Source organism: Falsihalocynthiibacter arcticus (assembly GCF_000812665.2).
GTDB classification, from domain to species: Bacteria; Pseudomonadota; Alphaproteobacteria; order Rhodobacterales; family Rhodobacteraceae; genus Falsihalocynthiibacter; species Falsihalocynthiibacter arcticus.
Window position 1 is genome coordinate 740,663 of record NZ_CP014327.1, and the last position, 25,775, is coordinate 766,437.

Annotated in this window: 22 protein-coding genes, 2 pseudogenes and 1 riboswitch; of the genes and pseudogenes, 8 read left to right on the plus strand and 16 right to left on the minus strand. The window is 53.1% G+C overall.

Annotated features, from left to right (window positions below; genetic code table 11):
- Genes thiS through thiD form a run of 3 tightly spaced genes read right to left on the minus strand, consistent with a single transcriptional unit; the run spans nt 1 to nt 1,983 of the window.
- On the minus strand, nt 1-198 hold the full coding sequence (gene thiS, locus RC74_RS03650; protein WP_039001646.1) for a sulfur carrier protein ThiS: 198 nt from the start codon (nt 196-198) through the stop codon (nt 1-3).
- Entirely contained in the window at nt 182-1,177 is a 996-nt protein-coding gene (locus RC74_RS03655; protein ID WP_039001645.1) for an FAD-dependent oxidoreductase, read from the minus strand. The genes thiS and RC74_RS03655 overlap by 17 nt, the downstream gene beginning before the upstream one ends.
- Nucleotides 1,177-1,983, minus strand: coding sequence for a bifunctional hydroxymethylpyrimidine kinase/phosphomethylpyrimidine kinase (gene thiD, locus RC74_RS03660; protein WP_039001644.1), 807 nt, complete (start codon nt 1,981-1,983; stop codon nt 1,177-1,179). The genes RC74_RS03655 and thiD overlap by 1 nt, the downstream gene beginning before the upstream one ends.
- Nucleotides 1,984-2,039: 56 nt before the next feature.
- Nucleotides 2,040-2,140, minus strand: a riboswitch (TPP riboswitch).
- A gap of 99 nt (nt 2,141-2,239) precedes the next feature.
- Between thiD and RC74_RS03665 the strand changes: the two genes are divergently transcribed.
- Genes RC74_RS03665 through RC74_RS03680 form a run of 4 tightly spaced genes read left to right on the plus strand, consistent with a single transcriptional unit; the run spans nt 2,240 to nt 5,976 of the window.
- Entirely contained in the window at nt 2,240-2,953 is a 714-nt protein-coding gene (locus RC74_RS03665; protein ID WP_236940023.1) for a TetR/AcrR family transcriptional regulator, read from the plus strand.
- A 4-nt stretch (nt 2,954-2,957) separates the two neighbouring features.
- On the plus strand, nt 2,958-3,908 hold the full coding sequence (locus RC74_RS03670) for an HlyD family secretion protein (protein WP_039001643.1): 951 nt from the start codon (nt 2,958-2,960) through the stop codon (nt 3,906-3,908).
- Nucleotides 3,905-4,843 carry an ABC transporter ATP-binding protein gene (locus tag RC74_RS03675; protein WP_039001642.1) on the plus strand — a complete coding sequence of 313 codons (939 nt, stop codon included), beginning with the start codon at nt 3,905-3,907 and terminating at the stop codon, nt 4,841-4,843. Before RC74_RS03670 ends, RC74_RS03675 begins: the two co-directional genes overlap by 4 nt.
- On the plus strand, nt 4,840-5,976 hold the full coding sequence (locus RC74_RS03680) for an ABC transporter permease (RefSeq protein WP_039001641.1): 1,137 nt from the start codon (nt 4,840-4,842) through the stop codon (nt 5,974-5,976). Before RC74_RS03675 ends, RC74_RS03680 begins: the two co-directional genes overlap by 4 nt.
- 53 nt (nt 5,977-6,029) lie before the next feature.
- Here RC74_RS03680 and katG read toward each other — a convergent pair whose 3' ends face one another.
- A complete protein-coding gene (katG, locus tag RC74_RS03685; RefSeq protein WP_039001665.1) occupies nt 6,030-8,204 on the minus strand; it encodes a catalase/peroxidase HPI in 2,175 nt (724 codons plus the stop codon).
- Nucleotides 8,205-8,365: 161 nt separating this feature from the next.
- Between katG and RC74_RS03690 the strand changes: the two genes are divergently transcribed.
- The 3 genes from RC74_RS03690 (at nt 8,366) to RC74_RS03700 (ending at nt 10,977) form a co-directional block, all read left to right on the plus strand.
- Nucleotides 8,366-9,262 (plus strand): hydrogen peroxide-inducible genes activator, encoded by an 897-nt coding sequence (locus RC74_RS03690; RefSeq protein ID WP_039001640.1) that lies wholly within the window; start codon nt 8,366-8,368, stop codon nt 9,260-9,262.
- A gap of 73 nt (nt 9,263-9,335) precedes the next feature.
- Nucleotides 9,336-10,100 (plus strand): NAD(P)H-dependent oxidoreductase, encoded by a 765-nt coding sequence (locus RC74_RS03695; RefSeq protein WP_039001639.1) that lies wholly within the window; start codon nt 9,336-9,338, stop codon nt 10,098-10,100.
- Nucleotides 10,101-10,239: 139 nt separating this feature from the next.
- Nucleotides 10,240-10,977: a YbaY family lipoprotein gene (locus tag RC74_RS03700; RefSeq protein WP_039001638.1), complete on the plus strand. Its 738-nt coding sequence runs from the start codon at nt 10,240-10,242 to the stop codon at nt 10,975-10,977.
- Between the two features lie 90 nt (nt 10,978-11,067).
- On the opposite strand, the gene RC74_RS03705 is transcribed toward RC74_RS03700, so the two are convergent.
- The 12 genes and pseudogenes from RC74_RS03705 to RC74_RS03750 all read right to left on the minus strand — a co-directional run bounded on the left by RC74_RS03705 (nt 11,068) and on the right by RC74_RS03750 (nt 24,435).
- The gene (locus tag RC74_RS03705) at nt 11,068-12,351 is read right to left on the minus strand and encodes a TRAP transporter large permease (RefSeq protein ID WP_039001637.1); all 1,284 of its coding nucleotides are present in this window, start codon (nt 12,349-12,351) and stop codon (nt 11,068-11,070) included.
- Nucleotides 12,348-12,875: a TRAP transporter small permease gene (locus tag RC74_RS03710; RefSeq protein WP_052274760.1), complete on the minus strand. Its 528-nt coding sequence runs from the start codon at nt 12,873-12,875 to the stop codon at nt 12,348-12,350. Before RC74_RS03710 ends, RC74_RS03705 begins: the two co-directional genes overlap by 4 nt.
- 64 nt (nt 12,876-12,939) lie before the next feature.
- Entirely contained in the window at nt 12,940-13,944 is a 1,005-nt protein-coding gene (locus tag RC74_RS03715; protein WP_039001636.1) for a TRAP transporter substrate-binding protein, read from the minus strand.
- Nucleotides 13,945-14,146: 202 nt separating this feature from the next.
- Entirely contained in the window at nt 14,147-14,716 is a 570-nt protein-coding gene (locus RC74_RS03720; RefSeq protein ID WP_236940024.1) for a tetratricopeptide repeat protein, read from the minus strand.
- 41 nt (nt 14,717-14,757) lie between these two features.
- Complete coding sequence (locus RC74_RS03725; RefSeq protein WP_156477408.1) at nt 14,758-18,735, minus strand: glycosyltransferase 61 family protein; 3,978 nt, start codon at nt 18,733-18,735, stop codon at nt 14,758-14,760.
- Nucleotides 18,736-18,779: 44 nt separating this feature from the next.
- Nucleotides 18,780-20,003, minus strand: a complete 1,224-nt coding sequence (locus RC74_RS03730; protein ID WP_039001634.1) for a glycosyltransferase — start codon at nt 20,001-20,003, stop codon at nt 18,780-18,782.
- Nucleotides 20,004-20,022: 19 nt separating this feature from the next.
- Nucleotides 20,023-20,988: pseudogene (locus tag RC74_RS03735) on the minus strand (DegT/DnrJ/EryC1/StrS family aminotransferase).
- Nucleotides 20,957-21,133: a DegT/DnrJ/EryC1/StrS family aminotransferase gene (locus tag RC74_RS22665; RefSeq protein WP_218918113.1), complete on the minus strand. Its 177-nt coding sequence runs from the start codon at nt 21,131-21,133 to the stop codon at nt 20,957-20,959. Before RC74_RS22665 ends, RC74_RS03735 begins: the two are co-directional and overlap by 32 nt.
- Nucleotides 21,134-21,141: 8 nt before the next feature.
- Nucleotides 21,142-21,438: pseudogene (locus RC74_RS23680) on the minus strand (sugar 3,4-ketoisomerase).
- A gap of 230 nt (nt 21,439-21,668) precedes the next feature.
- Entirely contained in the window at nt 21,669-22,721 is a 1,053-nt protein-coding gene (locus RC74_RS03740; RefSeq protein ID WP_039001633.1) for a Hint domain-containing protein, read from the minus strand.
- A 237-nt stretch (nt 22,722-22,958) separates the two neighbouring features.
- A complete protein-coding gene (locus RC74_RS03745; RefSeq protein WP_169798712.1) occupies nt 22,959-23,912 on the minus strand; it encodes an NAD-dependent epimerase/dehydratase family protein in 954 nt (317 codons plus the stop codon).
- A gap of 106 nt (nt 23,913-24,018) precedes the next feature.
- Nucleotides 24,019-24,435 carry a hypothetical protein gene (locus tag RC74_RS03750; RefSeq protein WP_156477409.1) on the minus strand — a complete coding sequence of 139 codons (417 nt, stop codon included), beginning with the start codon at nt 24,433-24,435 and terminating at the stop codon, nt 24,019-24,021.
- 240 nt (nt 24,436-24,675) lie between these two features.
- Here RC74_RS03750 and RC74_RS03755 point away from each other — a divergent pair, with 240 nt between their 5' ends.
- Nucleotides 24,676-25,689 carry a GDP-mannose 4,6-dehydratase gene (locus RC74_RS03755; RefSeq protein WP_039001630.1) on the plus strand — a complete coding sequence of 338 codons (1,014 nt, stop codon included), beginning with the start codon at nt 24,676-24,678 and terminating at the stop codon, nt 25,687-25,689.
- The last annotated feature ends 86 nt before the right edge of the window (nt 25,690-25,775 follow it).

Here is a 25,775-nt window from a genome sequence, read left to right on the forward strand (position 1 = left end):
TTATCCCCCCTGCATCGGGGCAAGGACTTCGATCCTATCACCGTCGGACATCACGAAATCGGCTCGCGCGGTCGCGGGAACAAATTGGCCGTTCACGGCAGTTGCAACTTTGGCTTCCCCGAACCCTCGGGCCACGAGTAAGTCAGCCAATGTGTCGATCTGAACGTCCACGGGCTCGCCATTAATTTGCAGTATCATCCATCACCTCCGGCTGTTTGTTATCAAAGATTAATTCCGCCACCATGCGCGCCAACGCGGGAGCCAATAGGAACCCATGCCGATAGAGACCGTTGGCGCGGATAAGGTTTCCATCGCGGCGAATGCGCAGCAGGTTGTCGGGAAATGCGGGGCGACTATCAACGCCAATTTCCAACACCTCGGCCTCGCCAAAAGCGGGCGTCAGAGCATAGGCTGCGCTCAGCAGTTCGAGCAGCGCGCGGGCGGTGACGTGCTTGCCTGCGCGGCCTTCAATCATCGTCGCGCCCAGCATGAAAACGCCGTCGCCGCGCGGTACAATATAAAGCGGGACGCGTGGGTGCAGAAGGCGGATGGGGCGGCTTAAGGTGACTTCGGGGCAGGAGAGCACAAGCATCTCGCCTTTCACTCCGCGTAGATCAGCGATCTGATCGCGGGCCTGAAACCCTCGACAATCAATGGTTAGGCCTCGCTGGGCAAAATCCTCGGGGTCGGCTTCGGCCTGCTCAAACACCGCGCCATCCGCCACCAGACTTGCCTGCAATCGCGCCAAAGTTTCGCGAGGAGCCAGATGCGCCTCGCTTTCGAAGTAAAGCCCTTTGGTGAAACGGTCGGCCAAATCAGGCTCTAACGTGGAGATTTCGTCCGAAGTGACCTCTCGAAAGTTGGTCGTGCGTCGTGCAAATCGAGTCAGGTCCGCTTTGTCGCGCGTCAGTGAAACCACGAGAGAGCCGTTGCGATGTACGGTCTGCGTTTTCGCTTCCCACCAGTTGGCGGCCTCTTGGCCAAGTCGGATCACGGGCTCTTCGGCGCTTTCACCCTCGCAAAATGGGGCAAGCATCCCGCCCGCCCACCATGAGCAAGCCTGTGGCCCCGGGGTGGCGTGGCGATCAATAACCGTGACATGGGCGCCGCGATCCAACAAGGCGCGCGCCACACACAGGCCCGCGACGCCCGCGCCGATGATTGTGATTTCATGCATTACCATTGTCCATAAAAGTGATGAACGGGGCCGTGCCCCTTGCCAATTTGCAACTGATCCGCGGCGGCGATTGCTCCTTGCAAATAGCTATGCGCGGCGACCACGGAGGAATGCAAATCCAGCCCCTTGGACAGGTTTGCCGCAATTGCGGCAGAATAGGTGCACCCTGTGCCGTGCGTATTTCGCGTAACAATGCGGGGCGCAGAAAGCGCTGTCACCCTACCACCAGCCTCGATCAAAATATCGGTACAGGTATCGCCCTCGGCATGGCCACCTTTCATCAAAACCGCGCTCGGCCCCATGCCCAAAAGCCGCAGGCCTTGCGAGGTTATTTCCGCCAATGTGCGCGCTTGAGGTTCGCGCAAAAGACGGGCGGCCTCTGGCAGGTTGGGGGTAAGGAGCGTGGCGAGGGGGAGAATTTTCGCAACCATTGCTTCAATCGCCGCGTTCTGCAAAAGCGCGTCGCCGGATTTGGCGATCATCACGGGATCAACAACGATGGGGCCTTTAAAATCGGCGAGGCCTTGCGCGACGGCATCAATGATCGCGGTCGAGAACAGCATCCCAAGCTTGATTGCACCGACCTGAATATCCGAAAGCACAGCCTTGATTTGCGCGGCGACAACATCTGCGGGCACTTCATGGACGGCGGTTACGGATGTCGTGTTTTGCGCTGTGATGGCTGTTATGACGCTGGTCCCAAACGATCCATTCGCCGACATTGCCTTGAGATCAGCCTGCACACCTGCACCACCGCCGCTGTCCGAGCCTGCTATTGTTAGGGCGATTGGGGTGGTCTTTTTCACTGGCGCATCTCCATCGAGTTGGGGCATGCCAGCGAAAGAAAGAGTCTGCGCGAGATTTGCGCAAAGTACCCGTTCCCTACGCCGGTATAACCCGGATCAGGTTCGACGGGTCGGTGCAAGCACCTCTCAGCCCTAATGGGCCCCCCGACGGATAAAATATGGTGTCTGGCCACAAGTACGTGGACAAACAATCGTTGGGGCAATGCTTAGTTCAGATTTCTAGCAGTCACAACCCGATGTTTTGAGGCGCTTTCAAATGCATCCACTATCACTATGCCTAACTTGGAAAGCCCTTGCTACTGACCATCAAGTCAGTTACAATTTTCACATGTCCCCATCAGAGAAACCAGAACCAAAGTTTCGCCGACGTGCAAACGCACGCCCAGATGAGGTTTTGGATGCGGCCCTTGCCCTCTTTATTGATCAAGGGTTTGCACGAACAAGTGTGGATCAGGTCGCCCAACGCGCGGGTATTTCCAAGGGGGCCGTCTACCTGTATTTCCCCTCCAAAGAGGCCATACTTGCGGGCTTGGTGAATCGCACAATCGCGCCCTTAACGGATGCTCTATTTGACAATATTTCGCGTCATCAAGGGGATCCCCGCCCGGCTATTGAGCAATTCTTACGAATGATGGGGAAGGTCTTGACGGACAAACGCAACCGAGCCGTCCCCTTGATCGTAATCCATGAAGCTCCCGCAGCCCCAGAGATTGCCACGCTATTTCGCACCGCCGTTTTAGACCGCGCCATTCCTGCCCTTTCGACGCTTTTGGCGCAGGGTGTCGAAGGAGGCCATATTCGGCCCATCGACCCCGAACTAACCGCGCGAACTGTGATCGGACCAATCCTCGCACACATCATTTTTTACGAAATATTCGGGATTGAACCAGAGGGTGGATTTCATTTGGACCACCTAATTGAAAACCACCTTTTGATCCTAAACGCAGGCCTCGAACCCCAGAAAGGATAGCGAGATGAACTCCCTTCCGAATTGGCTGATCGTCATCATCAACGCCATTTTTCCAAGTTTTGGGGAGCCCGTTGTTTTGGAATATAACGGCTATGCTGAGGGTGATTACGTCTATATTGCGTCTGCTGTCGCGGGTCGGATTGTGAATATGCGCGCGCGAGAAGGCGAGTCCATTTCTGCGCTTGAGACGCTGTTTCAAATCGACGACAGCCACCAGACCGCGGCCTTACATGCGGCGCAGGCCCAAGTTGCTGTCGCGCAAGCAAATCTGGAAAATCTAGCGACAGGAAGCCGTGACGAAGAGATCGCCGTGATCCACGCCTCGCTTGATTCCGCCAAGGTGGATCAACGCCTTGCCCAGTCGACATTGGAGCGCACCCAACGCCTTTCCAAAACGGGGTCCGTTTCGCAAGCCCGCGTCGATACCGATACGGCTTTGTTACAAGGGGCCAACGCACGTGTCGCCCAGTTTGAGGCACAACTACACGTCGCTGAATTGCCTGCGCGGATTTCCCAAAGGATAGCCGCCGAAGCCACCCATGACGCCGCCCTCGCCCAACTTGAAGGCGCCCGTTCCGCCCTGAATGACACCACCGTCACAGCTCCGATTGGTGGGCGTGTTGACAAGGTGTTTTACGAGCAGGGCGAAGTTGCTTTGGCAGGTGCTCCGGTCGTCTCGATCCTCCCTCCGGAAAGCTTGAAGGCTTTGTTTTTCATCCCTGAAGGCGAGCGCGCCAGTGTGTCGTTAGGCGAAATTTTTGATGTCGCCTGCAGTGGTTGCCCTGACGAAATCACCGCGCATCTGACGCGTCTTGCCGCGACGCCGCAATACACGCCTCCCATCATTTACAGTCGCGAGGAGCGGTCGCGGCTGGTGTTTCGGGCCGAATCTATACTGGAGAATGCGGGTGATGTTTTGCCCGGACAACCCCTCACGTTGAGGCCACGCGATTGACCCAACCATTTGCCATATCCGTTACAGGCCTGACCAAGGTTTTCGGCGGGCGAAGGGTGGTGGACAGCTTTGATATGGAGGTTCCCAAGGGGGCTATTTACGGCTTTCTTGGGCCTAATGGGTCAGGAAAAACCACGACAATCCGTATGATGTGCGGGTTGCTCACGCCGGATGAGGGCGCGGGTACATGCCTTGGGTTTGATATCCTGTCGCAACAAGGCAGCATTAAGGAAAACGTGGGATATATGACCCAAAGGTTCTCGCTTTACGAGGACCTGACGATCCGTGAAAACCTCGATTTTATGGCGCGGATGTACCGGATTAAGAACCGCAAGAAATGTGTCCAAGATGCATTGAGCGACTTAGGCCTCGCTGACCGCGCAAACCAATTGGCGGGCACGTTGTCAGGCGGGTGGAAGCAACGTTTGGCGCTGGCGGCATGTTTGATCCACAAACCCACCCTGTTGTTGCTCGATGAGCCCACGGCCGGTGTCGACCCAAAAGCGCGGCGCGATTTCTGGGATGAAATACGCTCCCTGTCGGCAGCGGGCGTGACCGTTCTCGTTTCAACCCACTACATGGACGAAGCGGTGCAATGCGATTTCATCGCCTACATCGCCTATGGGAAAAAACTAATCGCAGGGCCCGCGCATGACATTCCGCGCATGATTGGCCTCTATACGTGGCGCGTCACGGGCCCTGAAATTTCGGATCTTGAATCCTTACTCCGGCAGGATGCCGATGTTGGTCAGGTTGCCCGCTTTGGCGCCGTTTTGCATGTGTCGGGGACAGATGAGGCAAAACTCAAAGCACTCGCGGCGCGCTATAACGCTGCCAATGTATATAGTTGGGTTCAAAAAGAGGCCGAACTGGAAGAAGCTTTCATCTATCTGATGACCGGTGTTGACGACAATTTCAGTGGGGCCAAACCATGAAATGGTCATTCTCACCTGCGCGGTTATGGGCTGTTCTGGCAAAGGAATTCGTCCAGATGCGGCGCGACAAAGTCACCTTTGTGATGATGATCGGCGTTCCGATCATGCAACTCCTTATCTTTGGCTATGCGATCAACTCCGATCCTCATAACCTTCCAACGCTCGTTGAAATGTCGGACGAAGGGCCAGTGACGCGGGCGATCCTTATGGGCATGAAATCGTCCACTTATTTTGATTTTCAAGGCATCGTAACCAGCCGCGAAGAAGGAGACAAAGCGCTGCGCGACGGATCGGCGAATTTCTTGGTGGTGGTGCCCCCCAACTTTGAGCGAGATATTTTACGTGGATTTTCCCCCGAAATACTCCTGTCCGCCGACGCCTCTGATCCCGCTGCGGTCGGGGGTGGGGCGTCGGCGATGGGGGGTATTATTGACATCGCGATGGCGCAGACACTGACCGGCCCCCTGCGCTATGCCGCTGGGGGCCAACCACCAATTAGCGTTGTGGTTCATCGGCAATATAACCCCGAGGGCAACACCTCAATCAATATTGTCCCCGGTCTTTTGGGGGTCATATTATCGCTGACGATGGTGATGATCACGGCGGTCGCGATTGTTCGCGAAACCGAGAAGGGCACCATGGAAACGCTGATTGCGACTCCTGTGCGGCCCCTCGAAGTGATGCTCGGAAAAATCCTCCCGTATGTCTTGGTTGGATATGTTCAGACCGTGGTTTTCTTGATCGCGTCGCAGGTGTTATTTGGCGTGCCTTTCATCGGATCGCCCTTCGCCTTTTTTGTGGGGTTTAACCTCTATATCGTCGTCAATCTTGCGCTTGGCTTCCTGATTTCGACGGTCGCGCGCAGCCAAATGCAGGCCATGCAAATCTCGTTCTTCACGCTATTGCCAACGATCCTGCTCTCGGGATTCATGTTCCCTTTTGCCGCCATGCCCGTGTGGGCGCAGATGATTGGCAATGCGATCCCCGCGACGCATTTCTTGCGTCTCGTGCGCAAGGTCATGCTCAAAGGGGCCGACATTAGCGATATTCTGGGTGATCTCACGAACATCAGCATTATCATGTTGGTGATCGTCGCGATTGCGCTCAAACGGTATCGCCAAACGCTAGACTAAGTGCAATGAAGAGGCATCCTCGAGCGCAATACCCGCCCAAGGATGCCGTTTTATTAAGCTATATCAAAGCGATCTGTATTCATAACTTTCACCCAAGCTGCGACAAAATCCGTCACAAACTTCTCGGCATTGTCGTCCTGCGCATAGACTTCGGCATAGGAGCGCAGGATCGAATTGGAGCCAAACACGAGGTCTATGCGTGTCGCGGTCCACTTCACTTTGCCCGAAGAACGGTCGCGAACCTCATAGGTACCTCCGTCCACGGGATGCCACGAATTAGCCATATCCGTCAGATTCACGAAGAAATCTGTGGTAAGGGCACCAGCGCGATCCGTGAACACACCGTGTTTTGAACCGCCATAGTTGGTGCCCATAGCCCGCATGCCACCGACCAAGACCGTCATTTCATTGGCCGTTAAGCCCATGAGTTGCGTGCGATCCAGCATCAATTCTTCTGGGCTGACAATGTAGTCTTTCTTGAGCCAGTTGCGATAGCCATCGGCCAGCGGTTCCAAAACATCAAAAGACTCGGCATCGGTCATCTCGTCCGTGGCATCTCCACGCCCTGAAGCGAAAGGAACCGACACCGGATATCCCGCAGAATTAGCCGCTTGCTCGACGCCGACATTCCCCGCGAGGACAATGACATCCGCAAGACTTGCACCGCTTTCTGCAGCAATGCCTTCAAGCACACCCAGCACTTTCGCCAAACGCACAGGCTCATTGCTCTCCCAATCTTTTTGAGGTGCGAGGCGAATGCGCGCACCATTGGCACCGCCGCGCATGTCCGAGCCGCGATAGGTCCGCGCGCTGTCCCATGCTGTCGAGACCATTTCGCTCAGGGTCAAACCGCTCGCTGCGATACGGCCCTTAACTGCCTCAACATCATAGTCCGTTTGCCCTGTGGGAATTGGGTCCTGCCAGATCAACTCTTCTTGTGGGACGTCGGGACCGAGGTAACGGGTTTTGGGGCCCATATCGCGGTGGGTGAGCTTGAACCAAGCGCGTGCGAAAGTGTCAGAAAAATACGCGGGATCCTTGGCAAATTTCTCTGAGATTGCGCGATAGGTCGGGTCCATTTTCATCGCCATATCTGCGTCGGTCATGATGGGCATACAGCGGATCGTCGGGTCTTCGACATCAACAGGCATATGCTCTTCTTTGATGTCGATTGGCTCCCATTGCCACGCGCCTGCAGGGCTTTTCTTTAGCTCCCATTCATACCCGAAAAGCATCTCGAAATAGCCGTTATCCCACTTGGTTGGGTTTGTCGTCCACGCCCCTTCAATTCCGCTCGAGACCGTTTCGCGGCCCACGCCTTTGCCTACCGAATTTTTCCAACCCATGCCCTGCTCTTCAATGCCAGCCCCTTCCGGCGCGTCGCCCAAGAGGCTTGCGTCGCCATTACCGTGGGTCTTGCCCACCGTGTGACCACCCGCCGTAAGGGCCACGGTTTCTTCGTCATTCATGGCCATGCGAGCAAAGGTTTCGCGGATATGTAGCGCGGTTTTGAGCGGATCGGGGGTGCCGTTCACGCCTTCGGGATTCACATAGATCAAGCCCATCTGCACAGCGGCAAGCGGGTTTTCCATCGTGGAGGGATCTTCTAGGTTTTCATAACGGCTGTCACTCGCGGCCAACCATTCGTTTTCCGAACCCCAGTAAGTGTCGATCTCAGGCTGCCAAATATCTTCGCGCCCAAAGGAAAACCCAAACGACTTCAACCCCATGGATTCATAGGCAATTGTACCAGCTAGGATCATCAGATCAGCCCAGCTTAATTTGTTGCCGTATTTCTTTTTGATCGGCCACAACAAGCGACGTGCCTTATCAAGGCTAACGTTATCGGGCCAGGAATTCAACGGCGCAAAACGTTGATTGCCCGTTCCACCGCCCCCGCGCCCATCGGCAAGACGGTACGTTCCCGCCGAGTGCCAAGCCATGCGGATCATCAGGCCACCATAATGCCCCCAGTCGGCAGGCCACCACTCTTGGCTGTCCGTCATCAGGGCATGAATGTCTTTTTTCAACGCCTCTACATCAAGGGTTTTTACGGCTTCACGGTACTCAAAATCCGCACCCATCGGGTTGGTTTTGGAATCATGCTGGTGCAAAATGCCGAGGTTCAGCGCATTGGGCCACCACGCCATAACCGACTTGTCCGAAGCCGTATTTCCGCCGTGCATCACAGGGCACTTGCCGACCGTATCTTTATCATTACCGTCCATGTTTTCCTCCGTCAGAAGCTGCATTACTTGAATTAGGTGACAAGGCGAGTAGCTCGTACTTCTACAAGAACTCGCCCTGAAACTATCCATTCCATCTAAAGCTAGCAGACCAGAATCATAATACAAATTGCATTTTCTAAACCCAATGATAGTATTTTCTAATGAGTCGACTCTCTATGAAACATCTGCGTTATTTCGATGCCCTCGCGCGATTTGGCCACTTTGGGCACGCCGCTGAGTCCTGCGCCATTACCCAACCTGCCCTCTCCGTTCAGATCAAAGAACTGGAACAATTGATCGGCACTCCGCTGGTCGAACGCGGCGCGCGGCAAATTCGCCTAACCAGTTTTGGCGAGGAATTTGCAAAACGTGCGGGCGATATTCTACGGTCAGTTGACGAGCTTGAAGACATGGCGCGGGCGTCACAAACCCCGCTCATTGGACGGCTTCGGATCGGGGTCATCCCAACCGTTGCGCCGTATCTTTTGGCCGATGTCATCAAAGAACTTTTCCGTCAATACCCCGGATTGGACCTGCGCCCTCGCGAGGCGGTAACCCAAAAACTGATTGAGGATCTGGTCGGAGGCCGCATGGATGCCGCCATCGTCGCCCTCCCGATTTCCGAACCGTCCTTGCATGAGGAGACCCTTTTTGAGGAGGAATTCGTTTTGGTGCGGCCCCTAAAAGACGCCGATTTACCGGTTCCGAACTCTGCAATGTTACGCGAAATGCGGCTACTTTTGCTTGAAGAAGGCCATTGTTTTCGCGATCAGGCCATTTCGTTTTGCAAGATGTCTTCGACTATGCCGCGCGACCTCATGGAGGGGAGTTCCCTATCGACATTGGTCCAGATGGTTGGGGCGGGAATCGGTGTGACCCTGATTCCCGAAATGGCCGTTCCGATCGAGACAAGCTCCGCAGCGGTTACGGTGTTCCGTCTAGCCGCGCCCCGCCCTTCGCGGACCATCGGCATGGTTTGGCGCAAAACCAACCCATTGTCCGATCAACTCGCCCAAATCGCCGAAGTCGTCAGACAAGCAGGGACGCGCAAAATTTAGATTCCATACGCTTACCTATACGACCGCCAAATAAACCTCTCAATTCGCCTTTGATGACACTAGGACCACCTTCATGCCCCGCACCCTGATTGTACTTGCCCATCCAGAAAAACAGTCCTTCAACAGCAGCTGGGCACAGGCCAGTGCGCAAGCATCACAGACCGAGGGGCACGAGGTTATGTGGTCCGACCTCTATGCGTTGAACTTCGATCCCAGCGAGAAAGCCGACCATTATGCCAGCGCCCGAAAGGATGGTTATTCTGACGTTCTAAAGGCCCAAGAGGACGCCGCGGACACGAACTCTTTGCCAGAAGATGTTGCGCAGGAAATTGCGAAGATCCGTGCGGCGGATCGGATCATTTTTCACTTCCCGATTTGGTGGTTTGCGCCGCCTGCCATTCTGAAGGGGTGGTGTGATCGGGTTTTTGCACAAGGGGCGCTTCACACCATCGACCAACGTTTTGACAACGGAATGTGCGAAGGGAAAACCGTCCTTTTTTGCGCCACCACGGGGGCGAATTCCGCCGAAAGCGCCTTCAACGGCAAGGAAGGCGACGTCCGAATGCTGTTGTGGCCCTTGGCCTATACGCTGCGCTATCTCGGGTTTGACGTCCTTGAGCCTCGGGTTTTACATGGCATTCACGGCTATCACGAAGGTGCAAATGAAGTGGCGTTGAAAGCACGCTTACGGTCCGAGCTTGAGGGCCACGCACAGACGAATTCTCAATTTGAAAGCCTGCCAAAAATCGTCTTTAACGCGGACACAGAATTTGATGCAGAAGGCAGTTTATTGCCAGACGCGCCGAGCCATTCCCATTTCATACGGCAAAAATCGTAAACCAAAATTCAGCAAAAAGGCGCGTCGTTCCATCCGTCTCATTTAATGTGAACCACATTGCGAATATACCGTCGGCAGGCTGGATATTTGAATTTCAACGCCCATCTTTATTGATGAAAACATAGAAAAGGATTATCGGATGGATTACCCCTTCAAGACGATTAGCCTCGCATGCGCGACGGTTGCCCTAAGCACGTTCGCCGCCACCGCTGGAACGGTATCGGGCACCGTGACCTATCTTGAGCGCATTGCCTTGCCGCCCGAGGCGACGCTCACCGTGCGCCTGCTCGATGTGTCCCGCGCCGATGCGCCATCGATGGAACTCTCGACCAAGGTCTATGCGTTGAACGGAGTGCCACAGCCGTTCAGCTTGGAATATGACGACAACATGATCGACCCTCGATTTACCTATTCCGTGGATGCGGAAATTGAGCATATGGACGAGGTGTTGTTTCGCTCCACATCCGCGTATTTGGTGATTACGCGCGACGCGCCATCCGAAGTGGATATCGTGGTTCAAAAAATGCCCTCCCCTCGCGCGACCCTTGAGGACACAAGTTGGGTTGTGACGAGTATTGGCGGCAATGTGATCGTCGCAGATCGCGTACCGATGGTAGAGTTTGCGCAGAACGGTGCGTTTGCCATCCAAACCACCTGCAACAATCTCGGAGGGGAGGCCGAAATCGGCGAGGGCACGATCACGTTTCCCACCAACATGCCAACGACCATGATGGCCTGCGAAGACCCTTATATGAGGCTCCAAGGGGACATTACCGAAGCGCTCCTTCAGGTCACGGGATACACGCTCAGCGACACCATGTTGGCCTTCACCAATGAGGCTGGGATTGAAGTCATGGAAATGCAAGAATCCAAGTAATCAATTACTCGTTAAAAACAAAAAGGGGCGGACCAATCATGGCCCGATTGTGCGGCCCACCCCTTCTCTCAGTCAGTCGTCGCCTGCCCCTTAACGGAACAAGTGAACGGCTGTCATTGAGACCGCTGGGAAATATGTCACGATCATAAGAGCCGTGATGGCCGCCAAATAGATCGGCGCCATTTTCCGTGCGATCGAAAGTACGCCCACACCAGAGATCCGCGACGCCACATAGAGCGTGGCCCCAACAGGTGGTGTGAACAGGCCAACCGCAACATTGCAGGTCATAATTACGCCCAAGTGAACGGGATCGACGCCAAATGCCTGTGCCGTTGGAAGAAACAAGGGCGCAGTCAAGAGGATCGCTGGTACAGGGTCGAGGACCAACCCAAGGATCAACAAAACAATGTTAACCATCAGCAAAAACATCCAAGGTCCGGTTGACACTTCTTGCACGAAAGCCACCAGAATTTGTGGCATTTGCTCAAGCGTAATGAGCCATCCAAGAACAGTGGTTGCGCCAATCACAACCATAACAACAGCACTGGTGACAAAGGCATCAATCATTAGGCTTGGAAGGTCGCGAATGTGGAAATCGCGATACACAAAGATCGTTACGATAAGCCCGTAGACCACCGCCAAAGCCGCAGCCTCAGTGGGGGTTACCCAACCGGTGAAGATCCCGCCAAGGATCAAAACGGGCAAAAACAACGCGGGTGCCGTGCCGACAAACGAGCTCCACAATTCCTTGCGCGACGTTTTGCGCCCCCCCGGATCACAGCCCGTGGATTTCCCGACGTAAAAGCACACTCCCATAAACGCGAGCCCGAAAATCAAACCGGGGACCATGCCCGCGAGGAACAGATCGGCGACCGAAACGTTGCCAACAAAGCCATAGATGAGCATCGGAATGGAGGGCGGAATGATGATGCCAATTGTGCCTGCTGCGGCCACGAGGCCCGCCGCAAACGCCTTGTCATAACCTTCCTTGGCCATGTTCTTAATCATGACGGAGCCAATGGCCGCACTGTCGGCAATCGCTGATCCGGAGATACCGCCGAAAATCATCGACGCCCCGACAACAACCATACCTAAACCGCCCGGCATGAAGCCAAAAGCCGCCCGCGCAAAACCGATAATCCGAAGGCCAACGCCTCCGCGGCTCATCAATTCGCCTGCAACGATAAACAGCGGAATCGCCAAGAAGTGGTTGGGTTCAACACCGCCGATGAAGTTCAGATAGAGCGCCTGAAGCGGATAGCCCAAGTCAAAAACAAGGATCGGAAGGACCGCCGTCAACAGGATCGCCCAAACAAGCGGAACCCCCATGAACACCGTCACAAGAAAGACGGCTACGACAAAAAGAAGGATCATATTTGGGCCTCGGTGTTCGATGACAAATCCGCGTCAGTTGGCGGAGTACGCAAGTCAATTGCGATATTAAAAGCGTGGAACAAGAGGGTGCAGGCCATTCCCACGGGCATCGACGCATAAAGCAGACCAACCGGCCAGTAGAGAACGGTGGTTTTTTGCGCCCATGTGTGGCTTGAAATCGAGAAGCCCGTGTAGATCAAACTGATCAATAGGGCGGCAACGACAAGGTCGATGAAAAGAACGAGGCGGCGACGCATTACCAGCGAGAAAAGGTTATCAACAATTTCGGTGACGCGCATATGTGCGCCCCGTGCGATTGCTGCGGCGCATCCAAGGAACGTCGTCCAAAGCAGAAGAAACGCGGTGATTTCAAGGGACCATGCCAAATCAAATCCAGCAGCCCCGCGCAGAAACGCGTTAACAAAAACGAGCGAAACGATTGCCGTTCCACCCAAAAAAAGTACACCGTCAATTGATTTGCTCAGTAGGCGCAAACCCGTTGGATATTTTGGCCTGTAATCCATGCCCCCTCCTTTAGAGAAGAGTCGGGGCCCTTAGACCCCGACTCTGTCACATTATTTGTGTGACTTAGTTGGCTGGAAGTGCAATGCGGATTGCTTCCGCATCGGCCAAGATTTTATCAACTTCTTCGGCGCCATAAACGTCGCGCGCTTTGCCGTAAACTGACGCAACCGCGTCGCGGAAGGGCCCGATCACAGGAACAACGACCGTCGCTCCGGCTTCAACCATTTCGGCCAACTGACTATCAACCGAGTTTTTCACCAAGTCGCGGCTAAAGGCAGCGGACTCGACTGCGGCTTGCAATACGGCAGCTTGATCTGCTTCAGAGAAGGACTGCCACGTTTTTTCAGCAATCGTCAAAGGCAACGGGCTGTACACGTGACGGGTCAAAGTGATATTTGGCGCAACCTCATAGAAACGCAGGGATTTAATTGTATCCACTGGGTTTTCTTGGCCGCTCACCGTACCCTGTTGGATCGCAAGGTATACGTCTGTGATTGGCATCACAACGGTTTGGAACCCAATCGCTTCCATGGTCCAACGGATCATATCGTTGGGGAAAACACGCATTTTTTCGCCAACGGCGTCGGCAGGTGAATTCAAAGGTTCTTTGGTTGTGAAGCTGCGAAAACCCGCTTCCCACGTCGAAAGAACGCGAAACCCTTTTTCGGGCAGTTTCGCGAATTCGCCAGTCAACCACTCGGAATTGTCATAGAGATCCCAGCCTTGCTCGTAGGAATCCACGAGAAACGGCATAGCCGTCAAGTTGAGGGATGGAAGATGGGACGCATAGGACCCCGTCGCCGAAACCGTAAAGTCGATCCCGCCAAGCTGAAGTTGCTCAATCGCTTTTGGGTCGTTTGCGAGTTGGCCTGAAGGGAAAATCCGCACTTCATAGCGGCCTTCCGTATACTCCGCGACTTTCTCGGCAAAAACTTCTGCTGCTGCTTGACGCGACCCACCTGGGTTGTCTGTGTGACTAAACTTCAAGACAGTTTGTGCGGTTGCAGCGGCCCCCATGGCAGCCAACATTGCGGTTGCGGTTGCAAATTTAATGAATGTGTTTTTCATTACGTCCTCCCTGACGTTTTCCTTATTGTATATTTTTAGGTATACATTAATAAATTCACTGTCAAGCTTGCAATAGGATTTGACGGTGCCAAAAGCTGGCGAATGCTACAAAAGAATCCATGCTTTGCAGCGCGCCACCGATGAGGCGCGAGTTTAGGGCAAAATGCGAGGCAGATCGCGGAGAGGAACTCGAAAGTGGCGGCTAGATCTCACCCGTGTCGATTTGAATACTTCGCTTTTCTATTTCCGCCAAACAATTGAGGACTGTCTTTTCCATCGACTTTGAGAAGTCCTTGCTCGCCACAAATACCGGATGCTTCGCAGCCGCTTTGATGTCGGCTCCAAGCTTCCGACGCCCTGCCGTGTCGTCTGCCAGTTTCCCAACTAGCTCCACATATTCATCTGGCGTGTTGGTAAGTAATTGCTCAAACCCAAGGGACCCAACGAGGAATTGGTCGATCGAGCGCGTGGATCTACGACGTAAAACGACCGGCGGAACTCCGTAGATCAAGGAAAGATGCGTCATGGTCGCTCCCCCATGCGGAAAGGACGACAAATATATATCAGACAAGGACAAAACGGTTTCAGCTTCGGCAACACTCATTTCGCTCAGGATTATGATCCGATCAAGGGAGACGCCGACCTCCTTGGCCGCCTCCGCAACTTGAATATTGAACTCAAACGCTTGGCTACGGCCCGCCCATCCGGGGTTATACGGCGCCAAAAGCAACTTGCCTTTGGGAACCCGCACCAACGCACGCAACATCGTCAACAGAAATTCCCTACGATTTTTTTGACAGGCCCCAGTGTTGATCATAACGACGTCATCGTCGGCAAGGCCAAGTGTCTCACGTGTAATTGCCTTGGTGGCCTTCGGGTCAGGGAGTTAATGTAATTGATGACCGGCCCCTCCACCCGCAAAATGCGCTCGGGATGAGCGGCATCTGAAATATCGAACTTGGGATCATCGCTAAGACCCGTCAGGCAATAGTCAAAAGAGGCAAAACCGGGCGCAATAGGAACATGTGAATTCAACGTCATTTGCAGCGGTGCAATGCGATGAAAGAGCGCGAGTTCTGGTTCGCCTACACCAAAAGTAGTTGCATTCGCATAGAGGAAAACATCCAGATCGTCGGCAAGCAGCCGTTCCCGCATCCCATGTGCATTACTTGAAAACTCTCGGCGGTGATCAATCACGGTGTCAAACAATTCGTCGAATTTATTGTCCGACGCAACGACGCGGTCTGTAAAATTCATCGAGTAGGCGAAAACCTCAAACTTAGTGCGATCAAAGCTTTTGAAAAATGCGACAACAGCCTCACTGTCGGGGCCTTTAACAAAGGTACGACATAGAACGCCTATCCGCAGGCGCCCCTGCGACATATCCATCGGGCGCACGGTTGATCGAGTTGGTGTATCGCTGACTACTGCGAGATGCTCCAATAATCTGTTGCGAGCTAACAGCACGTCACCGAAGGGCAGATCGATGAGGAACATTTTCCCTAAATCGAGGCGCGACGCGACCTCGGCGATCTTTTCGCGCTGTGCAATTGGCCGGCTTTCATCAAGATGAACTGCGAGCCAATCCAGCAGCCGAGCGGCAAAAGCGACGTAAATTGCGTCTTCTCTCTCAAGATACGGATAAGTAAGCGCCGTCAGCCACATAAGGTATAGATCTTGCACAGAAGGCTCTAGGCATCTCAAATCAGAAACCAGAGGCAACTTCCAAGTTGTGACAAGGACCATCGCGAGTGCAAGCATCCGCGCAAATTCTTCGTCGACCTCGGGCTCCTGGGCCAAATCGCCAGCAACTTGCTTTGACGCTTTTGAAAAGTAGGCTTTTATGTCTTCAATAGCCGCAAGCTCATCTGCATTATGCTCTTGCAACGCAATGAAACCCGACCAGATATTCGCCCAGTAATCTGTGAAAAATCTGTGTTTCAATAAATCTTGAACCTCGTCAAGGGAGGCGTTCTGTAGACGGTCCAACAATTGGCGACGCATTGCGACCAACCGGTCGCTGAAACCCTCCGGAGTTGGCTTCGAGATAAGGCCCCATGAACTCGTGAGCACACCCGCGTTGCTATTTGCCTCCAAAAGGTCGTCGAGCAAATCTATTGCCGACATCTGGGGACCCTCAAGTCTCTTTTCCGCTGTATTTTTTGAGAAAAATGGCGTCACAAGCGGCACCGGAACGAAAAAGTCTTCGTAAACGCCTTGAAAACCTTGAACACCGCGTATTGCGGAACTTTTGATCCGTGGGCCAGCAATATTGACAACGTGCGAACCAAGACATTCACCGAGCGCGCTCCAATAATAGTAATTCGTCCCGGGTGTATTTGAAAGCAGCGCAAACACACGCGCCCCTTTTGGCGCAAACAGCATGTTGGCCAAATGCGCGTCGCTCTGGCCAACGATATCACCTGCCTGAGCAAACAGGCGCAACAGTTCGGAGAATTGCAAGTCGACACAGGTATGATTTTCAAAACCTTGCTGGTTAAGCGCCTCCCTGACTTTCGGAAAGTTCGCGACTCGCTGATCATCACTTCCGTTGTCCAGAAAAAGGCGCTTTGCGCCCACACGGCATCCCTCAGAGAGCCCAAACTTAGCGAGCCGCTGGATAATCTTGGGGTGATAACGGACTGTGTCGAATCTGGACTCACCCTCGTTAAAGTAGTCTGAAACAATATTTGCCATGCTGCCGACATAAAGCTTATTGACGCTCACAGAGACATGCCGCGACAGGCGAACGACTTCTCGATTTGGAAAGAAATACCGCAGCGCTTGATAATGCTGAAACGGCATTTCGGCATCCGTTAGGATCGGCACATGCGCGGGCGCGATATCACATGCCAACATGACACGTGGAATAACTTCTAGGATAAAATGGAAATAATTGTGGCTGTAGGTTCCTGAGGCAAAAATCCCGTCTTCAACAATCATTTCTGACGAATACCGGCGCAGGAGAATCCTGTTCTGCTCCACAGCCACGACGGCTCCGGACTCCTTCACACACATCTTTTCGACATCCAAATTTAAAAGACCGTGATCAACCCAGGTACCAAAGTCCGTTAAGAACCCGTCGTTACCCGCAACCAAGGTAGCGTGCGAATATATCGAAGCTGTCGCTGCGGGTGCCAGATATTGGCCATTGGAGGGCGCAATATGGGTATGGGATGCAACTGATGGCCGCGGGAGGGTGACAGCTTCCTGAGGGTAGATTTCAATCGTCTCAGATGCGTCTGTGGGATCAACACTAAAGGGCACAACCTCGGTAATGAGGGTGGGATGAACGCCACCTGAGGTGTGATGAAGCGATGAATAGAGCAAAGAGGCGGATTCTTTGTCTTGCCCAAGCCTAAAGAAACGAATTGCCGCTTCACGGCCCAAGGTTGGAATTCCCGGACTGCTATGTGGGTCCGAGTGAAAATGCGGAGTCCCCTGGGATAAAAGCCAAAGGAGCGGCGACGCTTGGGAACTATCCGCCTGTGCGGTTTCAAACTCGGCATTCCCTTCAAACATCGGGTGCGGGAGTCGCCCCTCAAATTGGCCAAAACTCAAATAATGCTCAAGCGGATTACCCCCTGGCTCGTGGACATCAGGGTATTGCGTAAGATAGTATTGTGTCGAGAAATTCGGGTGCGGATCAATCGCAAAAGATGCACCATTCGTGAGGAAAAACTCAAGGATGCTCCCGTGAATATTAGCCGCATAAGGCGCTTGGGTCAGGATATGGCTTCTTTGAACCAACGGATGGGTATCAGCGTGCAGTTTATTCGTGGCGACCAGTTGAACAATTGTTTCCTGCGTCCTCAATGTGTCTGGTCTAGACCGCACAACGTGCTCAACCGAAATCAAAAGATGCGGATCACGACCGATTTGATTGCCTTCGATGAGATGCGCCCAAAGCGAGTTTAGCGCGGCCAGAATATAGCGCGCCAAGTCCTGATCCTTACAGAAATACGCAGGCTCAAAAAGGCCTGACACCTTGGCTTGATCGCGCCCCATTTCCTGATGTGTCAGAAACTGTAGGAGCGCGCCTGGGCGTACTTCGGGATCATGCGAAAGCCACGCGGGATGCAGCAGCGGATGCGGGCAGGTTCCTTTTTGAATGCCACTTTCAAGGAAATGCGCCAAGAGGGGCTGACCTTTAACCGGTAGTCGCATTTGCCGCACATAATAGCGCGGGTCAAAAAACATATTCGGCGCAATTTGGTCGCTGCGCTGTAAATACTGCGCGAGAATGTTTCCCGTGACGGGATCATCCGCCCCTGCTTCCTCGATTGAGACTTTGCAAAAGGCTGGGTCAAAAAGCGGATGGGGAAAATATCCCTGCGCTTCACCGCGCAAAACATAATGTATCAAGGGAGCCGGCGCTGCAGATTTTCGCTCTTGAACTGTCAGGTTGGACAAATAGTAATTGGCGTCGAAAAGAGGGTTTGGGCTGCGCAACTCATTTTCGCCGTTCGACAAGAAATGCTGCAGGGGGTCAACTCCCGCGGTGGCAATATCCGGATAGCGCCTGAGGTAGTATTGCGGATCAAAAAGCATCGCAATAATTTGGTCACGCGGCACGTTGAGCGGGGCACGGTGGCGCCCTTCGCACAGTCCGATGATCGCATTGAGACGGCGGCCAAATTTTTCGGTCGACCCGTTTGAGGCAAACCACTGGCGCGATGATGCCGCCATACGGCTCAACCGCGCTTTTGTTGGTTTGCCAAGATTCGATCTTGCGATATATCCCGCCCCCTCACTGCCGACGCTACTGACAACATCCGGTGTATCGGACATCAGCGCCCGAAGTTTGTCTTCCAACTCTTGTGCGGCTTTCCAATCTAGTGTGTCCGAGGGGGCTGGGTCGCACCAGAAAGGTAGCGGGAAACTTCATCGGAACCACCGCCATAGATCGCAACAGGTATTCCAAGGTAGGCCGCCTCGACAATGGTCAAACCCCCGCCAACGGGGAATGACGAGATAAAAAGATCAACGGTATTTGCAATCAGCTCTTGGGCGACGGAAGGAACTTCGCCTACAATCGACAGGTTCTCAGGGGGAATTTGTGCCGAGAGGAGAGCATGCTCAAGACGGGTTTTTAGCGCGTCGGTGACGGGTCCGATGTGGACGTGCTGACCACCCGTCGCACGCAATATGCGCACAATGGTTTCGGGAAGACCTAACGGGCCGTCAAGATTGAATTTATGGCTCCCGCCGCAGGTCGCCGTCATGAATGCGCCAGCACGGGGAAACACGCGTGGCCGCCGAAGGAGAACCCGCGCGACGCCTTTGCTCTTGGAAACAAGCCGCGCGCGCGCCGTTTTATTACGCAGTTTTATGTGCTCAGGATTAAACGCCAGCGGAAAGGAATAGACCTCGCGATCCGGCCGCATTTCCTGAATACGTTTCTGCTGCTCGGGTCGGATGGCGAGGTGCTTTGCCGCTGCCAGATCAACACCCGCACTCGCGGTGGTATCCGCGTGATGGACGACATAGGTGCTTGGTCGATCAAAATCGCACAAAGCGATTGCCGCGAGTACATCCTCTGGATGGTGCAGCCTAAACAGGCGGCGCGCGGTAAAGGAAGCCAGTTTGTCACGTAGCCACAACAAGCGATCAAAAAGCCCAAGCGTCTTGTCGGGATAGATCGGGAAACCACCCGCCTCGACAACCTCTTGCAAACCAAAGTCACGTTTATTCTCAAATGTACCCGTGAACAAAACGATATGCCGCTCACGTGGACGCGCCGCAATGAGTTGCCGTAGGAGCGTTCGGTGACCGCCCGTTTGATAAACCTCGGTGACAAGATAAACGTTTGTCTGCTTATCAAAACTTATGCGTTTGGGCGCGACCGGATATTCATCACGCAGTTGCGCCGCAAATTCACCGCAGGCCGTATCGATTTGTGACAAAAACACTTGCGCACGGCTCGCGGGTTCCACGACCGCATCCATTGCGTCCATCAAAAGCAAATTCAGCTTGCGAGGTAGATTTTGCGCGGCTTCAGACCCCTCGCCCTGCATTTTGAGATCAAAATCTTGAGAATCAGGTGATCGGAGGTCCATTTAGTATCCCAAAGCTTGTTTACGGCAGAGTACCCACAGTATTGTCGACAATTGTCGCAATTTCTTGTGCCTGTTCAAGGGACAGATGTGGCCCGGTCGGTAGACTCAAGCATGTCCGACAAATCTCTTCGGTAATGGGGAAAGACATTGCCCCAAAGGCCGCTTTAAACGCGCCGCTGTGATGATTTGGAGTCGGGTAGTGCATCGCCGAAGGTACGCCAACTTTCGCCAGCGCCTCTTGCAAACCCGCGCGATTTTCGTGACGCACAACATAGAGATGCCACACCGACCCGACGCCATCGGCAACGCCGGGCAATGTGAGGCCGGGTGTCACGGCAAGGGTCGTGGTATAGATATCGGCAATTTGAGAACGGCGCGCATTCCACTCATCCAACTTGCGTAACTTCACCGAAAGCATGGCCGCCTGAAGCGTATCGAGGCGCGAATTATAGCCAACCGTATCGTGCTGATACTTCACCTTTGAGCCGTAATTCCCAATCTCGCGAATGCGATCAATAAGGTCTTCGTCATCGGAAACAACCGCCCCTGCATCGCCAAATGCCCCGAGGTTTTTCCCAGGGTATAAGCTAAAGCTCGCCACATCCCCGATCTGACCGGCGCGACGATTTCCGTCAAACGCCCCATGAGACTGCGCGGAATCCTCGATGATTTTTAAGTCATATTTTTCGGCCAGATCCCTCAATCCTTTATAAGGAACGGGTTGACCATACAGATGCACAGGCATGATCGCACGCGTGCGCTCCGTGAAAACCGCAAGCACCAATGACAGGTCCATATCCATTGTGATCGGATCGGCATCCACCTAAACAGGCCTCGCCCCGACTTGTGCGACCGCCAACCAAGTTGCAATAAACGTTTTAGCCGGAACGATCACTTCGTCCCCAGGTCCAATCCCATAGGCGCGCAATGGAAACTCGATGGCATCCAAACCACTAAGCCATACCAACGCAATATTTAGCACCACAGTATTCGGCAAATTCGGCCTCAAACTTGGAAACGGGGCCGCGCCCGATATAATACCCAGAGTCCATTACACACTGATAAGCCACATCAATTTCGTTTTTCAAAGAACGATAGCCAAAGCCAACATCAAGAAAAGGGTACTTCATGGCATCCACTATTTAGCGGGGCTCTGTAGCTGCTTCCACGCCAAAAAATCCTCAAAGGTATAAAGATAATCGTCGATCTCGAAGGGACGCGAAGCAAGAACGCTCACCACAGTTCCTAGGGTATCAAAACTCAGGCTACGCCAAAATCCTTGCGCCACATATAGACCAACATCTGGCGAGGTAAGTTTGTATTCAGTGGTGCTTTATGAATCATTCAGGGTCGCGGTGCAACTAACGTGCAGACAAATTATGACCTGCTGAAGTTGCTTATGCCCATGCTCACCGCGTTGCGCACCAAGAGGCACATCAAACAATTAGTAGAACCGTTTAATTTCAAAAGGGAGTGCACCAAACTCTACAACGCCAAGTTATCCTCTGGCATCCAAGAAATTCGGCAAAGACAGCAAACATGGCTTTGAAATGTCGGAAATAATCATCGTTCTTCCAGAAAATAAACGTGTTTACGTGAGGTACGTGGAAGCGGTTGCGAGGACAAGGATACTGTAGGTCGAGTAGCGCATACACCTTCTAGGTGCTACTGAACGGCGATGAGTGGTTTGTTATTAACTATGTGGCGGCGCAACATGTTGGCGATAACTTTACCCTTTTTGGCAATGTGCCGTGCTGGAACAGGTGCAAAATTAGGGGTCAAAAATTGAGGGAATATTTCAAATAGCTCTTCGCGAGCCGCGACACCAACCCCCTTGAGGGCCTCACGCCCAAGCAACAGGCTTTCCGCTGGGGCGCCCTGTGCAAAAATGATTTCATGCTGATCAAAGAGGATATGAAAATAGGTTACACTCTGCACCTCATTGTCGACAAAAACTCCCGGCAGGTCCACGAGTTTGTGGGCGGACACCAAGACTTCTGCCGCATCAAACATCCGCGCAGCAATGGGCGAGCGCACGAGCATCCTATGCTGTGGTGACACACGAAAATCGCTCTCAGGAAGCCCGAATCCAAGCGCGCCGGCCATGATCTTGATGGGCCTTAGCTTGGCTTTTCGGGCTAATTCCTCGGGTCCAAGCTCATAAGACCCAATCCAGCGAATACGCTGTGCACCGTGATCGCTCGTCTGAACTTCGTCACCAACACACAGTTTTTCAATCGTCCGTTGCCCGTTCGGCGTACCGATCAAAATTCCGAGCACAAAACAGGGCACAACCGTGTCAACATCAATGGAAGGGCCGTTATCAACGATGGCTCCAATAGTGAGGGGCGTGTTCAACGGCGGCACTTGGCCGTCCAAAAACATCAGGAAATAGCCCTGCTCCGCACCTGGGTATTGGAAACTCCCGTTACCATTGATGTCATAGTCGACAACGCCAATTTCATAAGCATTCACACCATCATTAACTAGAATGGTATAGTCCCAAGCAATCGCTTTGCCGTTGTAGGTCTGGGTAGGGTCATTTGGGGTTTCGTTTGTGACGCTGTCGCCACTAATAATCGTGGGGTTGGCACCATCGGTCATCGTAATCTGACTGTAGGCATTGATGACAAAACTCGCGCCTTGGGTGGCATAGGTGGCCATATCGGCGGTCATTGTTGTATCGGTGCGCAACGCACCATATGCGTTACTTGTCATTGGTTTGCCTGTGCTCAAAACTTTCCAGCCACGTATTTACGTCACTGAGGGGTCGCTTTTTTCACGCGCTCGAACGTGATACTTTGATACAGCATCCATTTAAATCTGGGCCAATTTGAGGCAGGACATGGGAGTATTTGGAGTTTTTCTAGGTAACTGACGTCGCGAAACTGGCGTTCCACGCTGTTCGAGAAAACGCAAATGCCGAGTGCCTATACCTACCAACGGGAGGAGTGGTTAAACTAGGGACATGCTCTCTATGGTCTGCTTCAACCCTTCTCGCAAACTAACGAGAGGCTGCCAAGCAAGGCAGGTCTTGGCTTGGGCTATATCCAAAAAACTTCGCGGAATGTCAGACCCTCGACGTGAAACGTGATTTCGAGCAACGGGGCGTCCGAGCAAGTCTTCGATCACTTCGATAAGTTCGTTGACCGTATGATGTGCGCCCCCACCGATATTGATCAAATGTCCGACGGAACCTTCAAGATTAACCGCGCTTAAAAATGCCCGGACGACATCGTCAATATAGACATAGTCCCGACTATCGTTGCCGTCGCCAAACACCGTAATCGCTTCGCCATTCTGGATCTTACCCAACAGCGACGGCACCAAAAAACCTTGACTTGCACGGAAATTTTGTCCCGGCCCGTACGGATTGGACAATCTTAAAGTAACGAAATCCATCCCATGCTCTATGCGGAACAACTCCATATATTTTTCGATCATCAACTTAACTATCCCGTAGGAATTTCTTGGCATGGCAATGGCGCGTTCACTGGTTGGGGATTCAGAAGCGTTCCCATAGATTGCACCTCCGGACGAAGCGAAAATCACACGCTTCACTTTACTCGCGACACAGAGTTCCAGAAACCGAATTTGCGGCTGAACTTCCTGCTCAATATCTTGAATTAACTGGGTATTCCCCGTACTTGGGTTGATACCGTTTACCAGTTGAATCACGGTGTCGGCGCTGCACACAATCTCTTCAAGGGCAGTTGTATCCGCGAAATCCACCTTTACACATGTTAGGTTTTCGACAGTTGGCAAAAGGGGGCGACGCGACGCGGCAATAACCGAATGCCCAGCCTGCGCAAGTGATTGGGTCAAGGAACGCCCCAAAAATCCAGAGCCGCCCAAAACCACAATCCGCTGGGGTTGGGACAACGAATGCGCCCTGATAATACGTGTCACAGTCTCCACGCGCACTCTCCATAGCAACTGTAAATGGCTCACATTTCCGAACCCGTAAACTGCCTGAAAGCGCGGCGAAACACAATCTTTACCCTGCAAGCTCCCCCTATTTTACGCTAAAGTACTCCACGGGCGGATCGGTGGCCGATGTAATAATGAGTGTGCCAAAAATTCCTCTGCGCGTATTGAATACCATTTCTTGAAACTTAACGCCCCAAACTCGATGGACCGCGAAATCTCTATGCGTGGCGACGGACTTAAACCCTTCGAGGAGGACGCGCGTATCTCCACCGTTTCGTTCAACACGCCACTTGCCCTCGCGCGTACTGACACTATTGCCCATCGATTGAAAAACTGCATGCCGATAAGTTCCATTTTTCATGAGTTGGATCTGTTGGCGATATGCCAGTCCGTCACTGACATATGTCTGCGCAAGATTTCCAGTGGTCAACGGCTTGCAACCAACAGTCCCAAACAAAGCTATAAAAACGAGCAAAAGCCGCAGGTGCATAGAAATGTGCATTCGGTGGCCTTTTACTGAGTGTGACGCCTAGTGCCGATCCTACGCACAACCCATTTCAAATGTCCTAACCTTCTGGCTCTATTAACGGAAATTTGCGCTGTATTTATGTGCTCAAAGAACAGCGACAAACTCCCGTTCATTCCCCACATGCCGAAATCCCCCAAACTTACTAGATTTTTAACCCCGTGCGCCCTAAACACGGGTGTAAAACCTTCCAGTACTGTAACAGGACAATGTAGAATGAAAAAAATCTTGGTCACGGGAACTGCGGGTTTTATCGGTTTCCATTTGGCAAAACTGTTACTTCGCGAAGGTTTTGACGTAGTTGGGTATGACGGGATGACGGATTATTATGACGTCCGCCTCAAAGAACGGCGTCATCAAATACTGCACCAGTACCCAAACTTTTCATGCAAAATTGGGCTGCTGGAAGATTTTGAAGCCCTGCATAGTCTTTGCCTGAACGAAAAACCCGATGTGATTGTTCACCTCGCCGCGCAGGCCGGCGTGAGGTATTCCCTAGAGAATCCACGGGCGTATATTGATGCAAATATTGTTGGTACTTTCAACATCATGGAGTGCGCGCGCGAATTGAACGTAGACCACCTTTTGATGGCATCCACATCCTCGGCCTACGGTGCAAATACAGCCATGCCTTTCGTTGAAACCGAGAAGGCCGACACACCCCTCACCATCTATGCCGCCACGAAAAAAGCAGGCGAAGCCATGGGCCATTCCTACGCGCATCTTTGGAATCTTCCGACGACCATGTTTCGGTTTTTTACAGTCTACGGCCCCTATGGGCGCCCAGACATGGCCCTCTTTAAGTTCACGAAAGGAATTCTCGAAGGGACGCCGATTGATATCTATAACAACGGGGATATGTACCGCGACTTCACCTACATAGACGATTTGGTCAAAGGTATTCGCTTGTTAATCGACACGCCACCCGTGCGCCCAGACACCCCAAACGACATCGCAGAAGGGGATAGCCTAAGCCCCGTCGCACCCTACAGAATTGTAAACATTGGCAATTCTGACAAGATTCGCCTTTTGGATTTCATCGAAGCCATCGAGAGCGAACTCGGTCTCAAGGCCAAACGCAACTACATGGAGATGCAAAAAGGCGATGTGCCTGCAACGTGGGCGAACGCCGATTTACTCAGAACACTGACAGGATACCAACCTCAAACCGAGTTTCGGGATGGGGTGGCGAAATTTGTGACTTGGTACCGGGACTATTACCAAATCTAGGACCGGTTTCTAACTGGGACTGGAACCAGAGATGGGCCCGTGCCCCCTGTGACCACGATTGCCGCGCCAGCCTCGGTGCCCACGCC